The 23,653-nt window shown below is 54.7% G+C and carries 21 protein-coding genes, 1 rRNA gene, 1 other RNA gene and 1 pseudogene; 3 read left to right on the top strand and 21 right to left on the bottom strand.

Translation table 11 applies throughout. The features are described from left to right. The 18 genes and pseudogenes from BN2684_RS04590 to rpoE form a co-directional block, all read right to left on the bottom strand. Window positions 1-335: ribosomal RNA gene (locus tag BN2684_RS04590) — 16S ribosomal RNA — on the bottom strand; the annotation flags it as partial. A 259-nt stretch (window positions 336-594) separates the two neighbouring features. Beyond that, a complete protein-coding gene (locus tag BN2684_RS04585; RefSeq protein WP_058300979.1) occupies window positions 595-861 on the bottom strand; it encodes a pro-sigmaK processing inhibitor BofA family protein in 267 nt (88 codons plus the stop codon). A gap of 15 nt (window positions 862-876) precedes the next feature. After that, complete coding sequence (locus BN2684_RS04580; protein ID WP_058300978.1) at window positions 877-1,125, bottom strand: DUF2508 family protein; 249 nt, start codon at window positions 1,123-1,125, stop codon at window positions 877-879. A gap of 163 nt (window positions 1,126-1,288) precedes the next feature. After that, window positions 1,289-1,885 (bottom strand): recombination mediator RecR, encoded by a 597-nt coding sequence (recR, locus tag BN2684_RS04575; RefSeq protein ID WP_058300977.1) that lies wholly within the window; start codon window positions 1,883-1,885, stop codon window positions 1,289-1,291. A gap of 117 nt (window positions 1,886-2,002) precedes the next feature. Continuing rightward, entirely contained in the window at window positions 2,003-2,314 is a 312-nt protein-coding gene (locus tag BN2684_RS04570) for a YbaB/EbfC family nucleoid-associated protein (RefSeq protein WP_058300976.1), read from the bottom strand. A gap of 13 nt (window positions 2,315-2,327) precedes the next feature. Next, the gene (gene dnaX, locus BN2684_RS04565; protein WP_058300975.1) at window positions 2,328-4,079 is read right to left on the bottom strand and encodes a DNA polymerase III subunit gamma/tau; all 1,752 of its coding nucleotides are present in this window, start codon (window positions 4,077-4,079) and stop codon (window positions 2,328-2,330) included. A gap of 136 nt (window positions 4,080-4,215) precedes the next feature. After that, on the bottom strand, window positions 4,216-5,649 hold the full coding sequence (locus BN2684_RS04560; protein ID WP_234340156.1) for a PAS domain-containing sensor histidine kinase: 1,434 nt from the start codon (window positions 5,647-5,649) through the stop codon (window positions 4,216-4,218). A 235-nt stretch (window positions 5,650-5,884) separates the two neighbouring features. Next, window positions 5,885-6,151: signal recognition particle sRNA large type (gene ffs / locus BN2684_RS23810), an RNA gene on the bottom strand. A gap of 108 nt (window positions 6,152-6,259) precedes the next feature. Beyond that, entirely contained in the window at window positions 6,260-6,508 is a 249-nt protein-coding gene (locus BN2684_RS04555) for a hypothetical protein (protein ID WP_058300974.1), read from the bottom strand. Window positions 6,509-6,797: 289 nt separating this feature from the next. Continuing rightward, window positions 6,798-6,998 (bottom strand): helix-turn-helix transcriptional regulator, encoded by a 201-nt coding sequence (locus tag BN2684_RS04550; protein ID WP_058300973.1) that lies wholly within the window; start codon window positions 6,996-6,998, stop codon window positions 6,798-6,800. A gap of 188 nt (window positions 6,999-7,186) precedes the next feature. Next, a complete protein-coding gene (gene rpmE, locus BN2684_RS04545) occupies window positions 7,187-7,384 on the bottom strand; it encodes a 50S ribosomal protein L31 (protein WP_058300972.1) in 198 nt (65 codons plus the stop codon). Between the two features lie 108 nt (window positions 7,385-7,492). Then, a complete protein-coding gene (locus BN2684_RS04540) occupies window positions 7,493-8,761 on the bottom strand; it encodes a radical SAM family protein (RefSeq protein WP_058300971.1) in 1,269 nt (422 codons plus the stop codon). Window positions 8,762-9,289: 528 nt separating this feature from the next. Continuing rightward, window positions 9,290-10,520, bottom strand: a pseudogene (gene rho, locus BN2684_RS04535) (transcription termination factor Rho); the annotation flags it as partial. Window positions 10,521-10,683: 163 nt separating this feature from the next. Then, on the bottom strand, window positions 10,684-11,931 hold the full coding sequence (locus tag BN2684_RS04530; protein ID WP_058300970.1) for a UDP-N-acetylglucosamine 1-carboxyvinyltransferase: 1,248 nt from the start codon (window positions 11,929-11,931) through the stop codon (window positions 10,684-10,686). Window positions 11,932-12,071: 140 nt separating this feature from the next. Beyond that, the gene (fba, locus tag BN2684_RS04525) at window positions 12,072-12,926 is read right to left on the bottom strand and encodes a class II fructose-1,6-bisphosphate aldolase (protein ID WP_058300969.1); all 855 of its coding nucleotides are present in this window, start codon (window positions 12,924-12,926) and stop codon (window positions 12,072-12,074) included. Window positions 12,927-13,147: 221 nt separating this feature from the next. Beyond that, window positions 13,148-13,525, bottom strand: coding sequence for a response regulator (locus BN2684_RS04520; protein WP_058300968.1), 378 nt, complete (start codon window positions 13,523-13,525; stop codon window positions 13,148-13,150). A 147-nt stretch (window positions 13,526-13,672) separates the two neighbouring features. Next, window positions 13,673-15,277, bottom strand: a complete 1,605-nt coding sequence (locus BN2684_RS04515) for a CTP synthase (protein ID WP_058300967.1) — start codon at window positions 15,275-15,277, stop codon at window positions 13,673-13,675. Window positions 15,278-15,522: 245 nt separating this feature from the next. Continuing rightward, window positions 15,523-16,035 carry a DNA-directed RNA polymerase subunit delta gene (gene rpoE, locus BN2684_RS04510; RefSeq protein ID WP_058301018.1) on the bottom strand — a complete coding sequence of 171 codons (513 nt, stop codon included), beginning with the start codon at window positions 16,033-16,035 and terminating at the stop codon, window positions 15,523-15,525. 516 nt (window positions 16,036-16,551) lie between these two features. On the opposite strand from rpoE, the gene BN2684_RS04505 reads away from it, so the two are divergent. Continuing rightward, on the top strand, window positions 16,552-17,520 hold the full coding sequence (locus BN2684_RS04505) for a S8 family peptidase (RefSeq protein ID WP_058300966.1): 969 nt from the start codon (window positions 16,552-16,554) through the stop codon (window positions 17,518-17,520). A gap of 32 nt (window positions 17,521-17,552) precedes the next feature. On the opposite strand, the gene BN2684_RS04500 is transcribed toward BN2684_RS04505, so the two are convergent. Next, complete coding sequence (locus tag BN2684_RS04500; RefSeq protein WP_159065758.1) at window positions 17,553-17,990, bottom strand: YwiB family protein; 438 nt, start codon at window positions 17,988-17,990, stop codon at window positions 17,553-17,555. Window positions 17,991-18,162: 172 nt separating this feature from the next. Then, on the bottom strand, window positions 18,163-18,495 hold the full coding sequence (locus tag BN2684_RS04495; protein WP_058300964.1) for a hypothetical protein: 333 nt from the start codon (window positions 18,493-18,495) through the stop codon (window positions 18,163-18,165). Window positions 18,496-18,780: 285 nt separating this feature from the next. On the opposite strand from BN2684_RS04495, the gene BN2684_RS04490 reads away from it, so the two are divergent. Beyond that, window positions 18,781-20,835 (top strand): transglycosylase domain-containing protein, encoded by a 2,055-nt coding sequence (locus BN2684_RS04490; protein WP_058300963.1) that lies wholly within the window; start codon window positions 18,781-18,783, stop codon window positions 20,833-20,835. A 121-nt stretch (window positions 20,836-20,956) separates the two neighbouring features. Here the strand turns inward: BN2684_RS04490 and BN2684_RS04485 are convergent, their stop codons facing one another. Further along, window positions 20,957-21,550, bottom strand: a complete 594-nt coding sequence (locus BN2684_RS04485) for a YwhD family protein (protein ID WP_234340155.1) — start codon at window positions 21,548-21,550, stop codon at window positions 20,957-20,959. Window positions 21,551-21,651: 101 nt separating this feature from the next. Between BN2684_RS04485 and BN2684_RS04480 the strand changes: the two genes are divergently transcribed. After that, a complete protein-coding gene (locus tag BN2684_RS04480; RefSeq protein ID WP_058300962.1) occupies window positions 21,652-23,643 on the top strand; it encodes a M1 family metallopeptidase in 1,992 nt (663 codons plus the stop codon). Window positions 23,644-23,653 lie beyond the last annotated feature (10 nt).

Raw genomic sequence — 23,653 nt, 5'->3', positions numbered from 1 at the left:
GTCCCAGTGTGGCCGTTCACCCTCTCAGGTCGGCTACGCATCGTCGCCTAGGTGAGCCATTACCTCACCTACTAGCTAATGCGCCGCAGGCCCATCCTCAAGTAGCAGATTGCTCCGCTTTTCTTCTTCCCACCATGCGGCAGAAAGAACGTATCCGGTCTTAGCTTCCGTTTCCGGAGGTTATCCCAGTCTTGAGGGCAGGTTGCCTACGTGTTACTCACCCGTCCGCCGCTAAGCTTACCGTCATCCGAAGATTCAAGTAAACTCCGCTCGACTTGCATGTATTAGGCACGCCGCCAGCGTTCGTCCTGAGCCAGGATCAAACTCTCCATAAAAGTTTATAGATCGTTTCACTTATGCTCATTACTTAACACTTGCGTGTTTGTTTGTGCTCCTTCCGAACCGAAGTCCGAAAGTCGCGTCCTTACCACTCGTTGTTCAGTTTTCAAAGGACCATTGTCGATCTCTTTCGAACTCGTTTTCCGCGTCCGTCAGAAGCGACTTGAATAATATATCACGGCCTCCACTCGAGAGTCAACCCTTTTTCATAAATTTTATACATACAATAAATTCCAGTTACTTTAATCAAACCCGTTACCCCAGAATGGTCCAACGAACTGCAGCCAATAGAGCAAGTCCGGGCACTCCCAATAGGCCGACAAGAGCTACGGTTCCCCCATTGATGGGAATGTGAAAGTCGTAGGAAGCTCCAAACCAATTCGCCGCATAGAGCAGAATAGCCGCCGCGACAGCAGCCAACCCCCACTTCGTCAGCCATTGAATCGCTTCGCGGTTTCGGAACAGTACAGCGATTAGCAGCACAAGCGAGCCAGCCAGCATCCCCCACATGATCATTCGCATGAGCCTCTTCCCTCCTTATCCGGTATAGAAAGTATGATCTCGCCAGTCCAACTTTTTGGCTTGTCGAAGAAGCATGTCATATTTCTTCTCCGCTGCCGCCATAGCAAACACCGCATAATCGATTTCCTCCGTCACCCCAACCCAGTTCAGGTGCTCGCTGGCGATTACCCACTGCTCGTGAGCACGGCGGATTTCCGCTAGAAGCAGCTTTTTGTCTTCCGGAAGCTGGCCTGCTTCCTCACCCTTTTTCCAGCCTACTCGCATGCCTTCCCCTCCCTACTCTTGGTACCACTAGATATAGTCGGGGTCATGGAGTTTTAGAACAAGCCTTCTGCAGATTGTCCCTCTTCTATAAAGTCCGGAACAAAAAAAGCTCCCCGCCTGCGAGCACCCCGCAGACAGAAAGCTTCTATGTGCACGTAATCCTTTACAATTCCCTTCGTCCTTCAAGCGCCTTCGTTAAGGTCACTTCATCCGCATACTCCAAATCTCCTCCGACTGGAAGTCCATGCGCGATCCGGGTCACCTTGAGGCCGAAGGGCTTTACAAGCCGGGACAGGTACATTGCTGTAGCTTCCCCTTCGATATTCGGATTCGTCGCTAAGATCAGCTCCTGCACCCGCTCGTCACTCAGCCGTTTAAGGAGATCGGCGATGTAAATTTCATCCGGCCCTATCCCCTCCATCGGAGAGATAGCTCCGTGAAGAACATGATAATACCCGTTAAATTCCTTGGTTCGCTCCATCGCCACCAAATCCTTCGGCTCCTGAACGACGCAGATAATCGACGGATCGCGCCCCTTGTCCTGACAGATCCGGCACGGGTCGACATCCGTGATGTTGCAGCAGACGGAACAGTAGTGCAGATTCCGCTTCACATTGATGAGCGCCTTGGCGAAATCGGTGACGTCCTCCTCCTTCATCCGGAGAACCTGGAAGGCCAGCCTTCCCGCCGTTTTCGGTCCGATGCCGGGCAAACGGGTAAACGCATCAATCAACTTGGCAATCGGTTCGGGATAATACAACGTTCAAGCCCTCATTTCGTACGCTCATAGTAACAGAAAGCGGGCAGGCGCTTAAGACGCCTCCCGCCATTCCCGTTCGGTTTGGATAGCCAAGTCAGACTCGGCCTATGGGGAGCATTAGAACAAGCCAGGAATCTTCATGCCTCCGGTAAATTTGTTCATGTCCTTGTTCGCCATCTCATCCACTTGATTCAGAGCTTCGTTGACGGCGGTCAGAACCAGATCCTGCAGCATTTCTACGTCATCCGGATCAACCGCTTCCGGCTTGATTGCGATGCTCAGGATTTTCTTATGGCCGTTCGCCGTAACGGTCACTACGCCGCCTCCGGCAGAGCCCTCGATGGTCTTGGAACCGAGCTCCTCCTGGGCCTTCAGCATTTGTTCTTGCATTTTCTTCACTTGCTTCATCATTTGGTTCATATTGTTCATAGCGGCACTTCTCCTATTCTTCTTTTATTTTGACGAGATCCGGGCCAAACATGCGGATCGCTTCGCTCACCCATTCCGCCTCTTGAGACGGATCTTCCGGCTCCAGCTGGAGAATCTCCGGCGGGGCTTCTTTCGCCTCCGCATCCGCTTCCTTCCATTCCTTCATCATGACGGTGGCTAGACGAACGGGATGCCCCAGAATTTCGGACATCGCCTGCTCAATCAGCTGCTTGTTGGCCGGCTTCTCGGTCGTCTCCCGGTGCATGGAGCTCTTGAAAGCAAGCAACACCGTATCCTCATCGTAACCGACCGGCTCTCCGTCAATCAACCAGGCGTGGACCGTTATTTTTCGTTCCTTGACCATCGCGAGCACTTGGCTCCATTTGAGCAAGGCCTGCTTCAACAGCTCCGAATCCCGCGATTGCAAAAACGGCTCCAGCTTGATCCGCTTGCGCACTCCAGAGGATGCTCCAGATGAGGACGAGGAGGTCCTAACCGGCGACGACACGATCGAAGCTGCCGGCGTGTGGCCGGTCGACGCTTCGCTGCTTATAGCCGCCGCTCCTGTCTCGCGCAGCTTGGAGATCTGCTGCTCCAGCAGGGCGACCTTTCGGCTCAGCTCTCGAATCTCATCGCGGCCTGCTGAGGATAGCTCCGCTGCGCCTTGAGGCGCTGGAGCCTGAGGAGCCGTACACAGCTTCATCAGCGCCACCTCGAACAAGGTTTGAGGCTGAGCGGAATATTTCATCTCCGTCTGGTAATGATTCAGCGTCTCAATCACGCGGAATAACTCATCGGAGGGAAAGCCCTCCGACACCTTGCGGAACTCCTCCACATGAAGGATCCGGTCGGTCACCGCCTCGGATTTCGGCACCATGCGAATCATGAGGAGATCCCGGAAGTAAACCATGAGACTCTCCATGCATTTGTCGGCGCTTTTGCCCTCTTGGGCCATCTCCTCGACCAGCTTCAGGCACCGTCCGATGTTCCGCTCGAGCACCGCCCGGGCCAGATGGCCGAACTGCTCGGAGGAGATGCCTCCCGTGATGGTGACGACGGTTTGATACGTGATCCGCTCATCGCTGTAGGAGGAGATTTGGTCCAGCAGACTGACCGCATCCCTCATCCCGCCTTCAGACAGCTTGGCGATGTACTGCAAGGCGTCCCGATCAGCGACAAAGCCCTCTGTCCGGCAGATCCGTTCCAGCCAATCGGTCTGCTCTTCCGTCGATACCCGACGAAAATCAAACCGCTGGCAGCGGGAGATGATGGTGGCGGGCAGCTTGTGCGGTTCTGTGGTAGCAAGAATAAACATCACATGCTCCGGCGGTTCTTCCAATGTCTTCAGAAGGGCATTGAAGGCCTCCGTCGTGAGCATGTGCACCTCGTCGATGATATACACCTTGCGGCGGACTTCCGTCGGTGAGTATTTGGTTTTATCCCGAAGATCTCGGATTTCGTCGACGCCGCGGTTGGAAGCGGCATCGATCTCAAGCACATCGATCACCGAGCCTTCGGCAATCCGCCGGCAGGCATCGCACTCGTTGCACGGTTCCACCGCCGGTCCGCGCTCACAGTTGACCGCTTTGGCAAGCAATCTCGCCAAGGTCGTCTTCCCTGTTCCGCGCGGACCGTTGAACAGGTAAGCATGACTGAGCCGATTCTCCTTCAAGGCATTCTGCAGGGTCCGCACGACATGGGCCTGCCCTACGACATCCGCGAACGTTTGCGGTCTCCAGCTTCTATATAATGCGATATGCGCCATAGATCCCTCTTTCATAACTCCCCGGTGGGGCGGAATTATTCTCTTTAGTATACTATAAATCAGCCCCTCAAGAAACCGCCGTATCCAGGTGTTTTACCCGTTACCATGAAAAACAGCCCCTTCGGGGCTGTCGGTCTTACATGTAAGGGATGCAAACGGTAAAGGTCGTTCCAAAGCCTTTGGAGCTCACCCGGATCGTGCCGCCCATGTCGTGGACAATTCGCTGGCATACCGATAAACCGAGACCCGTCCCTTCCGACTTGGTGGTAAAAAACGGATCAAATATTTTATCGATGAGAAAGTTGGGGATCCCCGGACCCGTATCCCGGATTTCCACGAGGACAAAGCGGTCTTCCGTGTCCGTTCTTATGCCGATGGTCAGATTGCCTCCGTCGGACATCGCTTCGATTCCGTTTTTTGAAATGTTGAGAAAGACTTGTTTGAGCAGCTCGCGATCCGCAATCACCTTCGGACAGCTTTCAATCGCTTCATAATAAACATTCACGTTATGTAGGATGGCTTCATTGTGGATAATCGGCAAAATTTCCCGCAGCGTCGTTTGGAGTTCAACCTCGTGATAGCTGACGTTCTTACGCTTGCCGAGAAGAAGAAACTCACTGACCAAATCGTTGATCCGATTGATCTCCGTGAGCATGATTTCGGTATAGGACCGCTCCTTTTCCATTCCTTTGTCGTGAAACGTGTTGTTCAGCACCTGCAAAAACCCTTTGATCGAAGTGAGCGGATTCCGGATCTCATGAGCGGTTCCCGCCGCAATCTGGCCGATCATCGCCAGCCGATCGCTGCGCTTGACCTGCTCCTCCAGAGAACGCAGGTTGGTGACGTCTTTGAACATCATATAAGCGCCAACCGTCCGGCCTTCGTGGTCTTTCAGAACATTTGAGTCCAAGAGAAGATCGTATCGCTCCTCGTTATTCATCCAGGAAGCCGCGTGATTGCGGACGATCACTCCGTCCAGAATCGAACGATCGACGATCTGATGCTCCGCAGGCAGAGAAGCAAAGATCTTTTCGATCGGTTTACCGATCACATTCTCCCTTGGGAACCCCAATATCCGGCACGCCGTATCGCTGATGTCCACCAGACAATAGGAGGGATCGATCAAGAGAACCCCAAGGTTGATGTCTTTCATGAAAGCACCGGCAAATTGCTGCAGAAGATTCAAATTCGGGTCCCGCAGCAGATCCGGGAAACCGAGCAGAAACCATTCTCTCTCTTCTTTCACATCCACAATGCGCTCTGTCGTGATCGAAGTCTCGAAACCGTTCCCCGCTTTCCCCCTCAGCATGATTCTTATCCCGTCGCCGCGTCCGGCGAGCAGTTCTTCCCAAACAATATCCGATAGCTTGCCATCCTCGAACAAGGTTTCAAGAGGCATGCCCAGCAAATCCCCTTGGTCATATCCGAGACGTTCCAATAAAACCGGGCAGCCATTCATGATCACCTTCTTGTTATCGCATACAAGATAGGCGTGCTGCCGGCACTCCTTCGCACATCCGGCCAAAAAATCGAAGCCTTGATGCATACACCAGTTCTGCGGAGATGACAAAGGCTTTACCTCCCCACTGTCTCGGCAAGTAACATTTTCATGTATTAACATTCTCTGCAAACTAACAATATCCTTCTATAAGGTGATTAAATATAGTCATATATAGAAACCCCTCCGAAAAGCACTTCATATTAGCTCCAAGTAACAGACGAAGGGTAAAAAACGTGCCAAAAAGACAAAAATCGCTTCCCGCACCATGCGAAAAGCGACTCGTTATTGAATGAATAGGGTAGAACCGTGCACCTGCCATCGATCATTGCGATCCAAGCGGAACGCCTATCGTAAGCTCGGGCTAGGCTGCCCCTCGGCACATGGACACTCCCACTTACGGCTGCTTCCTTCCGGACCTGACCGGGTTCATGGGCATCCATTGCGAAGGACCCGGCCGTCAACACTTCGTAGAGACGTCAGACCTTACAGCGACAAGACCTTTGACAGGAATTCAATCCCGCTATAGCGGATTGCGGGTTACAGGGCACCGCTACCTCCCCATCTAGCACGGCAAGGAGTATTATACCGAAATCGCAGGAGATACGCAAGGACTGGGAAGAATCACCTTCCCTAGTAGCGGGATCGTGTCAATTCGCATGAAGCGAGCTTAAAGCTTCGCCTAATCATCTTCATCAGCTTCCTCCTCAAGCTTCTGGCAAATTCGATTGTAGCGCTTTACCGAAAGCTCGCCTAGAAGCCAATTGAGAGTGAAGGAAATCGCGAAGAACGCCACAAATTCGGATGAACGATTCCACAAGTTGAACGCGTCGGTAAAGTCTCTGTCAGGAACGCCTCCAAGATAGTGTTTGGCTATGGGGATAATCGTAATGATTGCCGCGAAAATAGCCGAATCACTCAGATACTGCATAGATCTGGCTCTCTTTTCCTTTCGGGATGAACCTGTTGAAAGAAGCCTTCTGGTAAGTGTACGGGGTAAAAAAATCTCATGCCGGTCTCTTCTTGCAAGAATCAATACGAGGCTGATAATCAGGAGAAGGCCGACATCCCAGCCGCAGCTCCCATAGTCTTCGGTGGTGAATATTTTATAGATGATTTCTATGGTGAGTATGCATAAGTCACAACTACCGCCCAAGCACAAGCCGTTCCAGTATTTTTTGTTGTTCTTTCGTCTTGCTTGAGGCTGGCAAAATTAATTTTCATTGTGGATCCTCCCAAAATAAATCATTTAAAGTCTTTCCCGTCGCCTTGCAAATGGCAATGCAAAGATTGAGCGACGGATTGTATTTGCCGCTTTCAATCAAGCCGATCGTCTGTCTCGTAGCGCCCACAGCATTTGCCAAATCCTCCTGTGACATATCACATTCCACTCTTGCCATTTTCATTTTTTTGTTCTTCAAGTCAGCATCACTTCCATTAAACAAATTATATAATATATATTTCTAAATGTAAAATATATATTGCATTTTAGCAAGTAAATATTCCCACCCCTACAATGCAGAAGCAAGGATTTCGCTCATCGCTGTGGAAAAGCATCCGAAAACAAACAAAACCCCCTCCGAGGAGGGGGTGCTTATCCGTTGCCGGATTAGATTCCGTATTTCTTCTTGAACTTGTCGACACGGCCGCCGGCGTCTACGAACTTCTGCTTACCGGTGAAGAACGGATGGCAAGCCGAGCAGATTTCAACGCGAACGTTAGGCTTAACGGAACCGGACTCGAACGTGTTGCCGCAAGCGCAGGTTACCGTCGTTACTTCATACTTCGGATGAATTCCTTGTTTCATGATTCTTTCACCTCTTTCCGCCCTGGATCTGCAATGGTTATCCAGAGTATTGGACACATAAAATGATTATATCATGGAAAAGAACAAACACGCAAGCGAAAAACCGAGTCAGTTGGACTCTCGAGCTTGTTTGCGCAGCCAGCCGTCCGGGGTATGCGTATAGGAGCCAATCAGGACACCGGGAAGCTCCTCCCGAAAAATATCGATCATCTGCCCCATGCCGAGGATGTCTCCTTGAGCAGGCGGTATGAGCTTAAGGTAGCTCTCCGGATCAATGTTCAGGTTCCGCATCTGGATGAGCTTGACGCCGGATCGCCGCACCAGCTCAATCATCGCTTCAACCTCTTCCTCCCGGTCGGATACCCCGGGAAAGATCAGGTAGTTCAGCGAGACGAGCACCCCTTTGTCGGCTGCGTAGCGAATCGACTTCTCCACATTCTTCAAGGTGTACCCACGCGGGCGGTAATAAGCGTTGTAATGATCGTCCAAGGCGCTGATCGTGCTCACGCGCATGAGTTGAAGACCCGCGTCCACGATTCCACGGATGTGATCGGTGAGCCCTGCATTGGTGTTGATGTTGATATACCCCATGTCCGTCTGTTCCCGAACGGCGTGGATGGCCTTGATGATGAGCGGAGCCTGCGTAGAAGGCTCTCCCTCACAGCCCTGTCCGAAGCTGATGATGCTCTCTGAGGACTTCAAGTGCTCCAGCATGACCTGCGATACTTCCTCGACAGTCGGACGGAAAGTTAGGCGCGTCTGCGGGGACGGAAATTCGCTGTCATCCGGCTGCTCCGAAATGCAGCCGAAGCAGCCGGCGTTGCACGAGTAGGAAACCGGAACCGCTCCCTCCAACCGCTGTAGGAAGGTGTTCGATGCGGTCAAGCACTCATAGCCAAGCGCGCAATGCGACAGATGCTCGTAGAGGCGGTTCTCAGGGTATTTCTTTCGAAGCCCGTTGACGCCTGCCTCCAGCTTGTCCGGGTTGCAATTCAACGGATTCCACGGTTCCGGATCGTCACACTGGCGGGCAGCGACATGGAAGCCCCCGTCCTTCCAGACGACAGCCGTATACCCGAAGAGGGGCAAGACGGCGCTCCGATCCGCCTTCATATAGCCGGGCAGCAGCAGGCGGGTAAAGCCTTGAGGCAGGAGCGCTCCGACCGCTTGATAGTCGCCGGGAAGCGGGAACATATTCCCGTCTGCATCCATGCAGAGCGGGCGTGTCCCCGGAAGGCTGACGAGGGTTGCCCCCGCTGGCAGCGGAATGAGCTCTTCCTCCAATAATTCAACAGCTTGATCGGCGCTGCGTGCGAGCGCCAAATAATCCGGGTGGTCGTATACGCGGCCCTCCCGGTCGGCATATACCAGATTCATAACATTCTCCTTGTCAGGCGATTCATGATGAGGATGGGGTGCTTCTGCGGCGCGTAGTCGAACCGGTCGTCGACTTGGCTCCGCTTCGCCGTGCGGGAGCTGGCGCTTCCGCTGACTCTTGCGGTGCCGGGTCACTGACCTCCGTGCGAGGCGCAGCCTCGGAAGCCGGAGCAGAGGAAGCCGCCGCTGCAGGACGGCGTGACGTACGGGCTGCGGTAGGCGACGCGGCGTTTGTCCTCGCAGCTGAGCCTTCGGCGCTGCTTGTGCGCGTGCGCGGAGTCGGCGCTGCCGCTGGGCTCGCGGCTCCCGCCGCTTGCGGGGCGCGGCTCGGCGCCGTACCCTGCGCAGTCGGCGCTGCCGACGCCGTTGTTCCCGTGCGCAGGCCTGTCGATGCCGGCGTGCTTACGCTTCCCGCCGCTTGCGGGACGCGGGTCGGCGCTGTTCCTTGGGCGGACGTCGTGCTCGCGCGATGAGTCGCCGATCCCGCGGATGTATGCACAGGCTTATGTGCCGCGGGCGCTTTACCCAGACTGTCGAGGAACTCCTGGTTCGTTTTCGCTTCGCCCAGCTTCTTCAAGAACGATTCCGTAACATCCGCCGAATCGTTCATGCTCTTGCGCAGCATCCAAACCTTGTCCAGCTCTTCCTTGGTCAGGAGCATCTCTTCGCGGCGCGTCCCCGAGCGGCGAATATCGATAGCCGGGAATATTCTCCGTTCTGCGAGCTTGCGATCCAAATGCAGTTCCAGATTGCCCGTTCCTTTAAATTCTTCATAGATGACATCATCCATACGCGAGCCTGTTTCCACCAGAGCCGTTGCAAGTATGGTCAAGCTGCCGCCTTCTTCGATGTTTCGAGCCGCACCAAAGAAGCGCTTCGGCCGGTGGAACGCTCCCGGATCGATGCCCCCTGACAGCGTCCGACCGGTGGGGGGAACAACCAAGTTGTACGCCCGCGCAAGCCGGGTAATGCTGTCGAGCAGAATCACAACGTCCTTCTTGTGCTCGACGAGCCGCTGCGCCCGCTCCAGAACAAGCTCGGCCACCTTGATGTGGTTCTCCGGCAATTCGTCGAAGGTGGACGCCACCACTTCGCCCTTCACCGAGCGCTGCATATCCGTCACTTCCTCCGGCCGCTCGTCGATGAGAAGCACAAAGAGCGCGATCTCCGGATAGTTCGTTGAGATGCTGTTGGCAATTTCCTTGAGCAGTAAGGTTTTACCGGCTTTGGGAGGGGCGACGATCAGTCCGCGCTGGCCGAGGCCAACCGGGCTTAGCAGATCCATTACGCGAGTGGACAAACGAGTGGGAGTCGTTTCAAGGGTCACTTTTGTCTGTGGGTAAAGAGGGGTTAACGCCGGGAAGTGAAGCCGTTCGGCAGCCGTCTCCGGTTTCTCTCCATTGACCGCTTCTACCTGAAGGAGTCCGAAGTACCGTTCATTTTCCTTCGGAGGCCGGCATTTCCCCGACACCATATCGCCGGAGCGCAAATCGAACTTGCGGATTTGCGAAGAGGAGATGTAGATGTCCTCCGCACTCGGCAAATAATTGATCGGACGAAGAAAACCGAATCCTTCCGGCAAGATTTCCAGTACGCCCTGCATGAACATGAGTCCGCCCTTTTCGGCCTGCGCTCGAAGAATCGCGAAGATCAATTCCTTCTTCTTCATCTGGCCGTAATAGGGAATTTGATGCATCTTCGCCAGCTTGTAAAGCTCCGTCAGCTTTAACTCTTCCAGCTGGGATAATTGCATATCCATTCAACCACCACACTTGATCGATTATTTTCATCTCTTAAAGCTTAACCAACCGAAACCCGCTCAAACCTTGCGACAAGCAGTTCCGATAAAATTTCACACCTTAGCGAGGCTCCTGTTCCCTATCTTCGCAAATCTCCAATCCAAAAAACAAGCTTTCCGGAAGCTATGCCCGCCAAATCTCCGCTCCAAGGCCGGCGAGATTCTCCACCAGCCGGTCATAGCCGCGATCGATATATTCCACGCCGGTAATCTCGGTGATGCCGGACTTCACGGTAAGCCCTGCCACCACAAGCGCGGCTCCGGCGCGCAGGTCCGTAGCCCGTACAGCCGCGGCACGCAAAGGACTGCCTTCGATAATGGCCGAGCGGCCTTCCAGCTTGATCTTTGCCCCCATGCGAACCAGCTCCGGAACATACTTAAACCGGCTGGAGAACACATAATCGGTGAGAACACTGGTTCCCCGCGTCTGAGTGAGCAGGCTGCACATCGGCGATTGAATATCGGTCGCGAAGCCCGGGTAGACAAGCGCTTTGACATCCACAGGCTCATAAACCTCCGAGCCGATCACACGAAGCGCTTCATCATGCTCTTCAATTCGAACACCAAGTTCAAGCATTTTGGCTGTAATGGCCTCGAGATGCTTGGGAATAATATTATCAACCAAAACATCACCGCGTGTAGCAGCAGCCGCGATCATATAGGTTCCCGCCTGAATCCGGTCAGGAATAATGGAATGACGGCAGCCGTGAAGGGAGTCTACGCCTTCGATCCGAATCGTTTCCGTTCCCACCCCGATGATCCGGGCGCCCATCGAGTTTAGCAGAGTTGCCACATCTATAATTTCAGGCTCTTTGGCCGCGTTTTCAATAATGGTCACACCTTTGGCCCGAGCGGCCGCCAGCATCAGGTTGATGGTCGCTCCGACGCTAACTACGTCAAGATACACCTTGGCTCCGCGCAATTCCTTGGCGCGAATGTGGATCGCTCCACCCTCGATGCTTACTTGAGCACCTAGCGCTTCAAATCCTTTGATATGCTGATCGATGGGGCGCGGTTCGAAATTGCAGCCGCCGGGCAAGCCGACTACCGCTTCTCCAAACCTTCCTAGCAGAGCTCCCATCAAATAATAGGAAGCGCGAAGCTTCTTCACATTGCCGTTTGGCATAGGAACCGAGCGCAGGGCGGACGGATCGATCTTCATCTGATCCGCTTGGCGTTCTACGACAGCTCCAAATTCCGTGAGCAGTTCCGAATAGATAGCTACATCGCTTAAATCGGGCAGATTGTCCAAAATGACCGTGGACTCGGCCAGGATAGCGGCTGGGATAAGCGCCACCGCACTGTTCTTGGCCCCGCTGATCGTAACGGTTCCGCGGAGCGGTGCCCCCCCCGCAATCAACAATTTCTCCATACTGCTCCCCTAGCCTCCTGCGTCAAAAAGAAAATGAAGGAAAAAACATCGGAGACCGATGTTTTTTCCCATGTCCGTTGTGCAATTGGAAGCGAAACCGCAGTTCCGCGGTCCGATAAAACCTATGATGACGATTAAGCTTAAGCTTTGCCTACGCTGCCGAATTGGGTCATCTTGGATTTGACGACTTCAACCATGGCGTTGCGGGCCGGGGTCAAGTATTTGCGCGGATCGTATACTTTGCTATCCTTGTTCAGGACTTCGCGAATAGCAGCCGTTCCAGCAACTTGGTTTTCGGTGTTGACGTTGATCTTGGCTGCTCCAGCCTTGATCGCTGCGCGGAGCATTTCATCCGGAACACCGGAACCGCCGTGCAGAACGATGGCGGCCGGGATAGCGGCTGCTACCTGCTCGATGATGTCGAAGTGGATCTTCGGTTCGCCGACGTATACGCCGTGAGCCGTACCGACTGCGATCGCCAGAGCGTCAACTCCGGTTTCTTCGTAGAAGCGGATGGCTTCTTCCGGCTTAGCCAGGCTGGCTTTTTCGGCATCCAGAGAGATGTCGTCTTCCGTACCGCCGATGGTTCCGAGTTCGCCTTCAACGGATACGCCCATTGCGTGAGCCGTCTTAACGATTTCCTTCGTCAGACGGATGTTGTCTTCGAAGGAGTGGTGGGAACCGTCGAACATAACGGAGCTGAAGCCGGCGCGGATACATTTCATAGCAACTTCAAACGAGCTGCCATGGTCAAGGTGAAGGGCGATCGGAAGTCCGGATTGTTTAGCAGCAGCTTCTGCCAGAGCAACCGTGAATTCAATCCCCATATATTTCAGGGCGCCTTCGCTGACACCGAAGATAAACGGCGATTTCAATTCGATCCCGGCTTGGGTGATCGCTTGCGCGAATTCAAGGTTGTTCATGTTAAATTGACCGACTGCATACTTGCCTTCTCTTGCCGCGGGCAAGAATTCATTCATGGAAACGAGTGGCATGGTTTTTTCCTCCTATGGATGGGTTGCGTATCTTTCGTCGTGCGGAAAAGACCAACGCGAGTCCCTCCCGCCGCTCATACCTGCTTATTATAGCACAGCCCATCCGTAATCAAAAGATTCATTCCCTTACTTCCCGTGTTAGAGAGAGCAATCTTTTTCCGTTGCAAAAAAAGATCCCTTCCGGGATCTTCAGCAGGATACGAGCTCCACTTCGACCGGAATCAAACCGCTTGGGAATTGCGCAGGTAATGATGCACCGCCGTCCGCATTTCATCGATATCAAACGGCTTGGTGAAGTGCATCAGCGCCCCGAGATCGGTCGCTTCCTTGATCATGTCGAGTTCTCCGTAAGCGGTCATCATGATGACCTTCATAGCGGGATCGATCTCCTTGATATGCTTAAGAATATCAAGTCCGTCCATCCCGGGAATCTTCATATCGAGCAAGACGAGGTCTGGGGATTCCTGTTTAACAATTTCCAGTGCAAGCTTTCCGTTCGATGCTTGAAATGTCTGATAGCCTTCGCTGGAAAAGACCTCAACCAGCAGCACCCTGATTCCATTTTGATCGTCTACGATCAAAAGTTTCTTCTTGTCCAATGGAACCGCCCTCCTTTTCCGTGGAAATAATTCCTAAAAAAGTACATTCGACGAAACCGCGAAATTTCCTTCCAAACGCGGTGGAGGGCGGAGCATTTTTTGTGGCGAAACCGTGAAGAAATACCAGAATAGCAAAAATCGCTCTCCTTATTTCCGATTGTGCTCAAACGCAGCTTTAACAAATTCGCGGAACAGCGGCTGCGAACGGTTGGGGCGGGAAGTGAACTCCGGATGGAATTGAACAGCCAAGAACCAGGGGTGATCCTTCAGCTCGACAATTTCAACCAAGCGTCCGTCCGGAGACGTTCCGGAGATCGTAAGACCGGCTGCTTCGATCTGCTCCCGGTACTGGTTGTTAAATTCATACCGATGGCGGTGCCGCTCATAGACGAGCTCATCCTGATAGCAGTGTTCGGCAAGCGATCCCGGAGCAAGCTTGCACGGGTACAGGCCAAGCCGCATGGTGCCGCCCATCTCTTCAATATCTTTTTGCTCCGGCAGGAGGTCGATGACCGGATAAGGGGTAGCCGGGTTGATCTCCGAGCTGTTCGCATCGGTCAAGCCAGCGACATAACGGGCATACTCGACCACAGCCACCTGCATGCCGAGGCAAATCCCGAAGAAGGGGATTTTCTTCTCGCGGGCATACCGAATGGCGATCACTTTGCCTTCGATGCCGCGGTCTCCGAAGCCGCCCGGAACGAGAATTCCTTCCACGCCGCCGAGCAGTTCGTCTACGTTATATTCGAATACTTCCTCGGCATTGACCCAACGGATACGCACATCCGTATTGCAGGCGAAACCGGCATGGCTCAGTGCTTCCACGACGCTCAGGTAAGCGTCGTGCAGCGAGACGTACTTGCCTACGATCGCGATCTCGGTCTTATGCTCGAGCTTCTTGATCCGTCCGACCATATCTTCCCACTCGGCCAGCTCAAGCGGCTTCGCATCCAGCTTCAGATGGTTGACCACATACTCATCCAGCTTCTGGTCGCGGTACATCATCGGCACTTCATACAGCGTGTCCGCATCGATTCCCTCGATGACGGCAGCCGGATCGATGTCGCAGAACAAAGCGATTTTACGCTTCATATCTTCCGTAAGCGGCTTCTCCGTCCGGCAGACGATGACGTTCGGCTGAATGCCGATGCTGCGCAGCTCCTTGACGCTGTGCTGAGTCGGCTTCGTCTTCACCTCTCCCGCAGCCTTGAGGTAAGGAATCAGGGTAACGTGAATGTACATCACATTTTCCCGCCCGATGTCACTCTTGATCTGCCGAATCGCTTCGAGAAAGGGCAAGCTCTCGATGTCGCCGACGGTTCCGCCGATCTCCGTTATGACCACGTCTGCAGCCGTTTCCCGTCCCGCTCGGAACACGCGATCCTTGATCTCATTGGTGATGTGGGGAATAACTTGAACCGTTCCGCCCAGGTACTCTCCTCGGCGTTCCTTGGAGATGACAGAGGAATACACCTTGCCGGTTGTGACATTGCTGTTCTTGGATAGGTTGATGTCGATGAATCGTTCGTAGTGACCGAGGTCAAGATCGGTCTCCGCCCCATCGTCGGTGACGAACACTTCGCCGTGCTGATAAGGGCTCATGGTACCCGGATCGACGTTCAGGTACGGATCGAATTTCTGGATGGTGACCTTCAGGCCCCGGTTCTTGAGCAGTCTTCCCAGCGATGCTGCTGTGATCCCTTTGCCGAGCGAGGATACGACCCCACCTGTTACAAAAATATACTTCGTCACAACGTTTGACCCCCTGCTTGATGTAAGCCCTGCGGCTCCTGTAAGTGATTAGCTTCTTCCCAACTAAGCGGATTTAGAACAAAAAAAACAAAAAAGTGACACCCGTAGATACGGGGCACTTTTCATTTGTCTTATGCAATTCGAATACCTTCGATTAGCCCATGCAATAGTTTACCTTGCGGGAGCGAGCGTGTCAAGCAGGAGCAATCTCCTTAAGAGGAGGGCAAAAATCAGTGCGGAAGACCTTACTTGTCGTCGTCTTCTTCCTCTTCGTCCTCTTCCGCTTCGTCGTCGAAATCGTCTTCCTCTTCCTCGATCTCTTCGCCCTCTAGCTCTTCGGCTTCTTCCTCTTCTTCAGCTTCCGGGAAGAATTCTTCTTCTTCTTCCTCATTGACCTCATCCCGGTCCTCATTAAAGGAATCGAAGTCATCTTCGTCAGCGGTGTAGGTTTCTTCTTCCTCCGTGAACGTATCCTCTTCATCCAGATCATCATCGTCGTCATTGATGATGCGCGGACGCTTGCCGCCGATGGAATCCTCCGCCTTATTGTCCACGGGGTACCAGCGCTTCAATCCCCACAAGTTGTTGCCGACGCAGGCGAATCGGCCGTCGACATTGATCTCGGTATAAAGCTGGGCGATAACCTCCCGGACCTGATCATCCGAATAGCCCTTGTATTTAGCAACCTCGGCCATGAGATCCCGATAGTAAAACGGTGTGTTTGCCGTCTTCAGGATGAGAAACGCCAAATCGACCATGGCGGTTTCCTTGGCCTGATCGGGGGATAGCCGAAGCGGCGGATAGGTTTCATTGCTCAAGTGGAACACACTCCCTCAAACGATTTTCGTTTGTCCGTTGAATCTTCTTCGGTAGAACATCTTTGCCATTCCTCAAAATCAAGACTTCTACCCAATGTAATCTATAGTAAAACCTATTTCACCATAAAATGCAAGCAAGGATGCGCGCCTTTTCGGCGATTGCCGAAGACGAACGCATCCTGAAGAAAAATCGGCCGTCTGTCGGCCTCCTATCGATAAAAAAAGGCGGGAGATTCCCGCCCTGACTGTATCCTTCCCGGATGAGCCCGCCGGGACAGACCCCTCGAAGCCGTTTGAGGATTCCGGGAACCATCCTCATAAGCATCGTATGCAAGCCCTTGCCGGATGCCACGCTCACGCGCACTCATTTCCACGAAGAAGGGCGATCATCTCAGTCGAACTTCGCTCCCCCCTCATAGGATATCCAAAACCTGTCGCAAGGGGGAGGATTCCGCGATGGACACCCGTCTCCTCAATGAACACCACAGGGCGCTAATCCACGAGACCTCAGACGATTCGACCAGCTCCCCGTCGGCCTATCGGACGGGAAGCCTTACCGTGCCATGGGGAGTCCGGGAAATCAAAGCTCCCGCGGTATGGGAACGCTCTACCGGCAACGCAATCCGCATTGCCGTCATCGACACCGGCATCGATTACCGGCATCCCGATCTGCGTGGCGCAGCAGCCGGAGGCGTCAACCTCGTGTCTCCAGGCCGCCCCCCTTGGGACGACAATGGACACGGGACCCACATCGCCGGCACCATCGCCGCCTCCTCCAAAATCGGCGGAATCAACGGCGTCGCTCCGGAAGCCCATATCTATGCGGTGAAAGCCTTTGATCGCAACGGAACGGCCTATGTCTCCGACATCGTGGCAGGCATCGAATGGTGCATCCGCAACAAGATGGATATCATCAACATGAGCTTCGGAATGAAGACCTCTCATCGCGGTCTTCAAGATGCGGTCAAGGCCGCCTACCACAGCGGGATCGTCGTCGTGGCTTCATCCGGCAATGAGGGGCAGCTCGGCGATATCGATTATCCGGCCCGCTACCGTCAGGCCATTGCCGTAGGAGCGACAACGCGCGGCGGCCGGCTGGCTTCCTTCAGCAACCGGGGGAGGCGTATTGATCTCTATGCACCGGGCGACAAAATCGTCTCCACTTGGCTGAACGGAGGCTATCGCGAGCTGAGCGGAACCTCGATGGCTACCTCCCATGTTTCGGGGGTCATCGCGCTCTTGCTGTCGGTGAGGCCCGGGCTGTCTCCGGCCGCCATTAAACGCGCCTTAACCCGGGGGACGACCGCCGTCACCCGGGGAACCGTTCGGTTAAGGGCAGGTCAAACAAACGCCGCCCTCTGCCTCAAGCAGGCACTCATCCCGGAATCGACGGCCCTGAAGGCCGCATCGTTACGTAAGAGATAAGGAGGCCGCACTCGGCGGGGATAAGGGCTCCATTAAACGAGAGTCGAATCGCCTTCCTCTTCGTCGAGCCCGCGAATGTCCAAGGTAACGCGGTATTCGCCCGCGGCCTCTCCCGCAAGCTGCAGTTCATAGTCCCAAAACACCGTCCCAAGCCCTTCCGTGAGCTGGACCGAGATGGAGCTTGTCCGAGTTGTGATCGATAACAGCCCTTGTGCGGTGCGATAATACCCCGTGCGAATTTCTCCGACGGCAAAGGCTTGCTCCGACTCCATGTCACCCTGGCGCACGATGCGGATTTCATCCGGTCCGATCTTCAGCAGGGTGAAGGTCTGGCCCATGTCCTCCTGCTCTTGATAACGGAAATACTGGTTGACTCCCTTCGTATACCGATCGGCCCGGTAAGTTAGCCGGATGTGATCATCCTCGCTATCATTGATTACGGTCAGCATGACGCTTGTTTTCTCTACCATGTTACCCTCCTCGCCGAAGCGGAATCCGTTGTTCCGCTTCCAGTTTAGCGGATGCATCCCTAAGGAAGCAAAGGCATTTCCCGTTTCCCGCAGGGCCGCCAAAAAAGAAATGCTGCCTGAGAGGGCCGAACCGACCCTCTCAGGCAGCTCTTTGATTTTCTGTGCCGAGATCTTAGCGGAGGTACGTTCTCCGGTTTGTCCGGCTTCTTCCCGTACGGGAAGGAGTAGCCGCACTGCTGATCAACAGGACGACCGCCGTCAACAGATGAAGCAGCATCCCGAGAATCGGGATCCAGGCCAAGCAGGACGTGATGATGCCGAGAATGCTCCCGATTCCGCTCCCTTGTTCCTGATAAGTGAAGATCAGCGCCACAATGTGGAAGACAAACATAAATCCGAGCACCGACCAGCCTGAACCGACCACGATCAGACCGCCTAAGACCGGAATCCCCAGAATGAGCTCCAGAATCCCCGTCACCAGCTTTAAGGTTTTTGAGATTGGCATAGCTGCCCTCCTGACTCCTTTTTTCATAGAGATTTACCTCCTCATCATACCATGATTTCCCTCTATCCTCTAGAGCAGGAAGGGGCACAACCCTTGGCCTGACTGGATTACTTTCGTGAAAAAGCTGCCTTTTCTTAAGCTCCAATTGAATAGACCTCCCCAACCTTTTCCATACTGGTAAGAGTTGTGCATGCAAGCCCTCTAGCGAGTTACCTCGTCTCCCAGTCGGGATGAATGGCTTGTCTTGCCGATCTACAGCTCCGAAACGGAAGGGGGAGTTCGCATATGGGAGACGATACCCGATCACCCAAGGAAAGAGAATCGTGGCTTATCCGGTGGGCAAGAAGAATAAAACGCATATCCGCCTTCGTTCTTTCCTTCGGGGTTGTGCTTGCCGCATGCCTTCTGCTTGCTCTTCTCTATTTGCGTTCCCAAGCGCTTCCGGCCGTCTCCTTCCTGCAGACCTCCATTCTCTATGATGCCGATGGGGTTCCGTTCGATTCGCTCACCTCCGGGCAAAACCGACAGCCTGTAACGCTTGCGGACATTTCCCCCTATCTGGTGAAGGGAGCCGTGGCCATTGAAGACCGCCGCTTCTATTCCCATCCGGGAATTGATCCGAAGGGGCTGGCCCGCGCCATCCTCACTGATCTGAAGAGCATGTCGAGGGAGCAAGGTGCCAGCACCATCACCCAGCAGCTCGCGCGCAACCTGTATTTGAGCCATGACCGGACCTGGTCGCGCAAAGCGAAGGAAGCCGTCTATACGATCCAGATGGAGCTGCAGTATGACAAGAACGAAATTCTTGCGCAATACCTCAATCAAATCTATTTCGGGCATTCCACCTACGGGGTTCAGGCGGCAGCTCGCATGTTCTTCGGCAAGGACGCCAAAGACCTAACCTTGGCGGAAGCCTCGCTTATGATCGGAGTTCCGAAGGGACCGCGCTATTACTCCCCTTATTTGAACATGGAGAATGCCAAGAGCCGGCAAAAGCTCGTGCTCGCAGCCATGGTCAAGGAAGGGGATATCACGCAGGCGGAAGCGGAAGCCGCCTATAGGGAGACGCTGCATATCGTCCCTCTGGAAGACGAGAGTCGAGCGGCCGTCGCCCCCTATTTCCGCGATTATATCCGCCGAGTCGTCGAAGAGAAGCTGAAGATCAGCGAGCCGCTCTACGATTCGGGCGGCCTTCGCATCTACACGACGCTGAACCGCGAAGCGCAGCAGGCGGCGGAAGATGCCGTCGCCCGACAGGTGGGGACGACCGGCGAGCTGCAGGCCGCCCTCGTCTCCATCGACCCCCGCACCGGCTATATCAAAGCGATGGTCGGCGGTAAAAATTACGCGCAAAATCAATATAACCGCGTCTTCACCACGACCCGCCAGCCCGGTTCCTCCTTCAAGCCTGTGGTTTACCTGACGGCGCTCGCAAACCGCTTCTCGCCGCTTACCGCGTACATGGACGAGCCAACTGATTTTCCCTACGACGAAGGCAAGCAGATCTATCATCCCAACAACTACGACAGCAAATACACCTACGAACAGCTCGACATGAGACAAGCCATCGCCAAATCCAACAACATCTATGCCGTGCATACGCTCGTCGACGTCGGAGCGGACAATGTGATCGCCACGGCCCGGAGAATGGGCATTACCAGCCGGCTGGAGCCGCTTCCTTCGCTCGCGCTGGGCACGTATCCGGTAAGTCCCTTCGAGATGGCCGCAGCCTTCGGCTCCATCGCCAATCTGGGCGTCCGCGTGGAACCGACAGCGGTTCTGCGCATCGAGGATAGCCTGGGTCGGGTGCTGTACCGCGCTCATCCGGAGGAGATTCAGGTGGCCGACCCCGCACAAGCCTACGTTCTCACCAGCTTGATGGAGAGCGTCTTCGAGGAAGGCGGAACGGGCTACCGCGTGACCGACCTCATGAAGCGGCCCGCAGCCGGGAAAACCGGAACAACCAACACCGACGCCTGGATGGTCGGCTTTACACCTGAGCTCGCCACCGCTGTCTGGGTCGGGTACGACCAGGGGCGCACGATCAGCTCCGCCGAAGCACACAAGGCGGCTCCGATTTTTGCCGAATACACGGAAAAGGCGCTCGCAGCCGTCCCTCCCAAGCAGTTCACCGCACCGGACGGCGTAGTCAGCGTCTACGTGGACCCGAAGTCCGGGAAGCTTGCCAATCAAGGCTGCGCGCAGTCACGGCTTGAGGTGTTCGTAAGCGGCACCGAGCCGACTGACTACTGCACCGAAGCTCCGGCTCTGCCTGCGCCGACTCCCTCGCCCGGCAAAGGCTCATGGTGGAGCGACTTCAAGCGGTGGTGGAACGATTGAGGAGTAAGAAACGATGTAAGAACCCGTTCGGCCATAAATAACCGAAAGACCCGGAAGCCTCCCAATGGGAGCTCTCGGGTCTTCTTTGTCGATGTGGATTTGTTCGGATCTCAACTCGCAGTTATACGAGCGTCTGCTTCACTTCCTCGTCCGTGCGCTCCCACCACTCGGGATTCACGCCGATGAGCGTCGCTTTGAGCGCCGCTTTTTCCTCCGCATTCAAGTTCTCGACGAGAATCTGCCGCTTCATCGCACGATCCATCCGGTTGACGTGGTCCGCCAGCACCTTCCAGCCTCTGCGCGCTTCGGTATCGATGGCCATCTCGCATGCGGTCAGCCCGGCATAACGGCCGCCCTCCTCGCTGCGCTCCACGGCGACCCAGACCACGAAGCAGCGTCGGCCGTTCGGCACCTCGTTCCGGTCCGCAACGAATTTGATTCCCTTCTCCACCTTGCTCTTCGCATGCAGGGCTCCATTGTCCACATATGCTTCCGCTCCGTCTATGATAATCGAGGAGACATTGCTCAGGTCGATAGAGCCCGCCCCGAAGCCTTTATGGGCAGCTTTACCGCTCACGATATTGAGGGCAAGCTTCTTGTTTGCGCTCGGTTCATTCAAAGGGTCCACTCCTTTTCCATTGAGAATCTTTCTCCATTGTACCGGAACCCATGCAGGCATTTCCACTCCGCTTAAGCCCTGCCGCTTCTTCAGCATGAAAGGTCCGTCTCCATCCGCACGCCCGAGAAATATTCCATCCCCTGTCCACATATACATGCTGTATATGGCTGTCCGACGACTCGGGAGGGAAGAAACGAATGAAGCTCCGCATACCCAAACCGCCTTTTGCCCAATGGGCGCCGGCTCTCCTCATCCTGGCGCTCGCAGTGGTGCTCCTCACCGCCTGGCCCCGCAAAGCCGAACATGATAGCACCATCATTCAAGGGGCAACGAGCATAGAACCCGCTCCGCTCGACGTAAAACCGGCCGAACCTCCGGTTTACACAGCGCTCAGCCGGCGTCTGGTCGAGTACCACATTTCCGTCTCGCTGGCTCCGGAGAAGAAGGAATTGCATGGCAATCAGACCGTCACGTGGGAAAATCCTGGCAAGAAGCCGGTTCAAGAGCTGTATCTGCATCTGTACCCGAATGCCTTCGAATCGGACAACTCGACGTTCAACCGAGAATCCGGCGGCAAGCTGCGAAACGATGCCCGTACCGCGGGCAGCACCGGAAGCATGACGCTCCTTGCCATTCAATCGGAGCATGGCGACGACCTGTCCCGCTTGACCGAATATGTGCGTCCTGACGACGGCAACTCCGACGATCACACCCTGCTGAAGGTCCGGCTGCTTACGCCGGTTCCGGCCGGAGGCAAGGTCACCCTGCGGATGGAATATCGGGTTCAACTTCCTGAGGTCTATGCCCGGATGGGATATTCCGGCGACTTCTATATGGCCGGCCAATGGTTCCCCAAGCTCGCCGTCTATGAACCGGCGGGAACCCGCGGACGCACGGAAGAGGGCTGGAACCTTCATCAATATCACGGCAATTCCGAGTTTTATGCCGATTTCGGCATCTATGACGTGAAGATCCGCGTTCCCTCCGGGTATACCGTAGCCGCCACCGGCTTCCCGACAAAACCGGCCGTAGAAGAAAAAAGCAGCAAGACCTATCGCTTCTACGCAGACGACGTTCATGATTTCGCCTGGGCCGCCTCTCCCCATTTCATCTATCAGGAAGAAAAGTTTTCCGTGCCCGGCGTACCCGGAGTCAAGATCAAGCTTTACCTTGATCCGCTCCACAAGGATTTGAAAGCCCGCTATTTCCAGGCGGCCAAAAAAGCGCTCACCCGTTACAGCGAGTGGTATGGAGAATACCCCTACTCCACCCTCTCCATCGTGGTGCCTCCCGCCGGCGGCAATGGAGCGGGGGGAATGGAGTACCCGACGCTCATCACCGCATGGGGAGCTTCCGCCGAAACTCCCGGACTCAGTCTGGAGCGTGTGATCGTCCATGAGATCGGCCATCAATGGTGGTACGGAATGGTCGCATCGAACGAATTCGAAGAAGCTTGGCTGGACGAGGGCTTCACCTCCTATGCCGAAGACAAGGTCATGGAGCGGGAATACGGGGAAACCTCTAATCTTCCCGTCGAAGCGAGCTATGTGACCAACCCGGAATCTCTAAAGCTGCCTTCTTGGGAATACGGTTCTCATGACGGGTACTCCGATAACGTGTACATTCGCGGCAAGCTCGTGCTGAACGCCATCGAGCGCCAGATTGGTCAAGACAAGATGACCCGGGTATTGAGGAGCTATTTTAGCCGATACAAATTCCAGCATCCCTCTACGGAAAATTTCCAGTCGACGCTGGAAAGCACAACGGGGAAAAGCTGGTCCGAGTTTTTCCAAGCCTATGTCTACGGAAATCTGATGTCCGACTTCTCCGTTGACGCCATTCGGGTGCGTAAGCTGGAGACATCCTCAAAGGATGCACCGTCCTATGAAAACCTGGTGATGATCCGCAAGCAAGGCGGTCCCTGGCCCTCCGTACCGATCCGCATCCATTTCCGCGATGGCGCAAGCCGGGATATCATCTGGAGCACCGATGCCAACGAGATTCAATACAAACTGGTGCATTCCTCTCCCGTCGACTGGGTGCAGGTGGACCCCGACCGCTCCCTCGTGCTGGAATCCCGGTTGATTAACAATTACCTGAAAGCCGACGTGAATGCGAAGCAGAAGCAACGGTTCAGTATCAGTGTGCAAAAAATAATCGAGACCCTGATCTCCGGGGTCGCCTGGTGAGGTGAAGGCC

Origin of the sequence: Gorillibacterium timonense (assembly GCF_001457415.1) — a bacterium.
In the GTDB taxonomy this organism is placed as follows: domain Bacteria; phylum Bacillota; class Bacilli; order Paenibacillales; family NBRC-103111; genus Gorillibacterium; species Gorillibacterium timonense.
The sequence above is the reverse complement of the archived record's forward strand: the minus strand, read 5'-3'. Positions and strand labels throughout refer to the sequence as shown.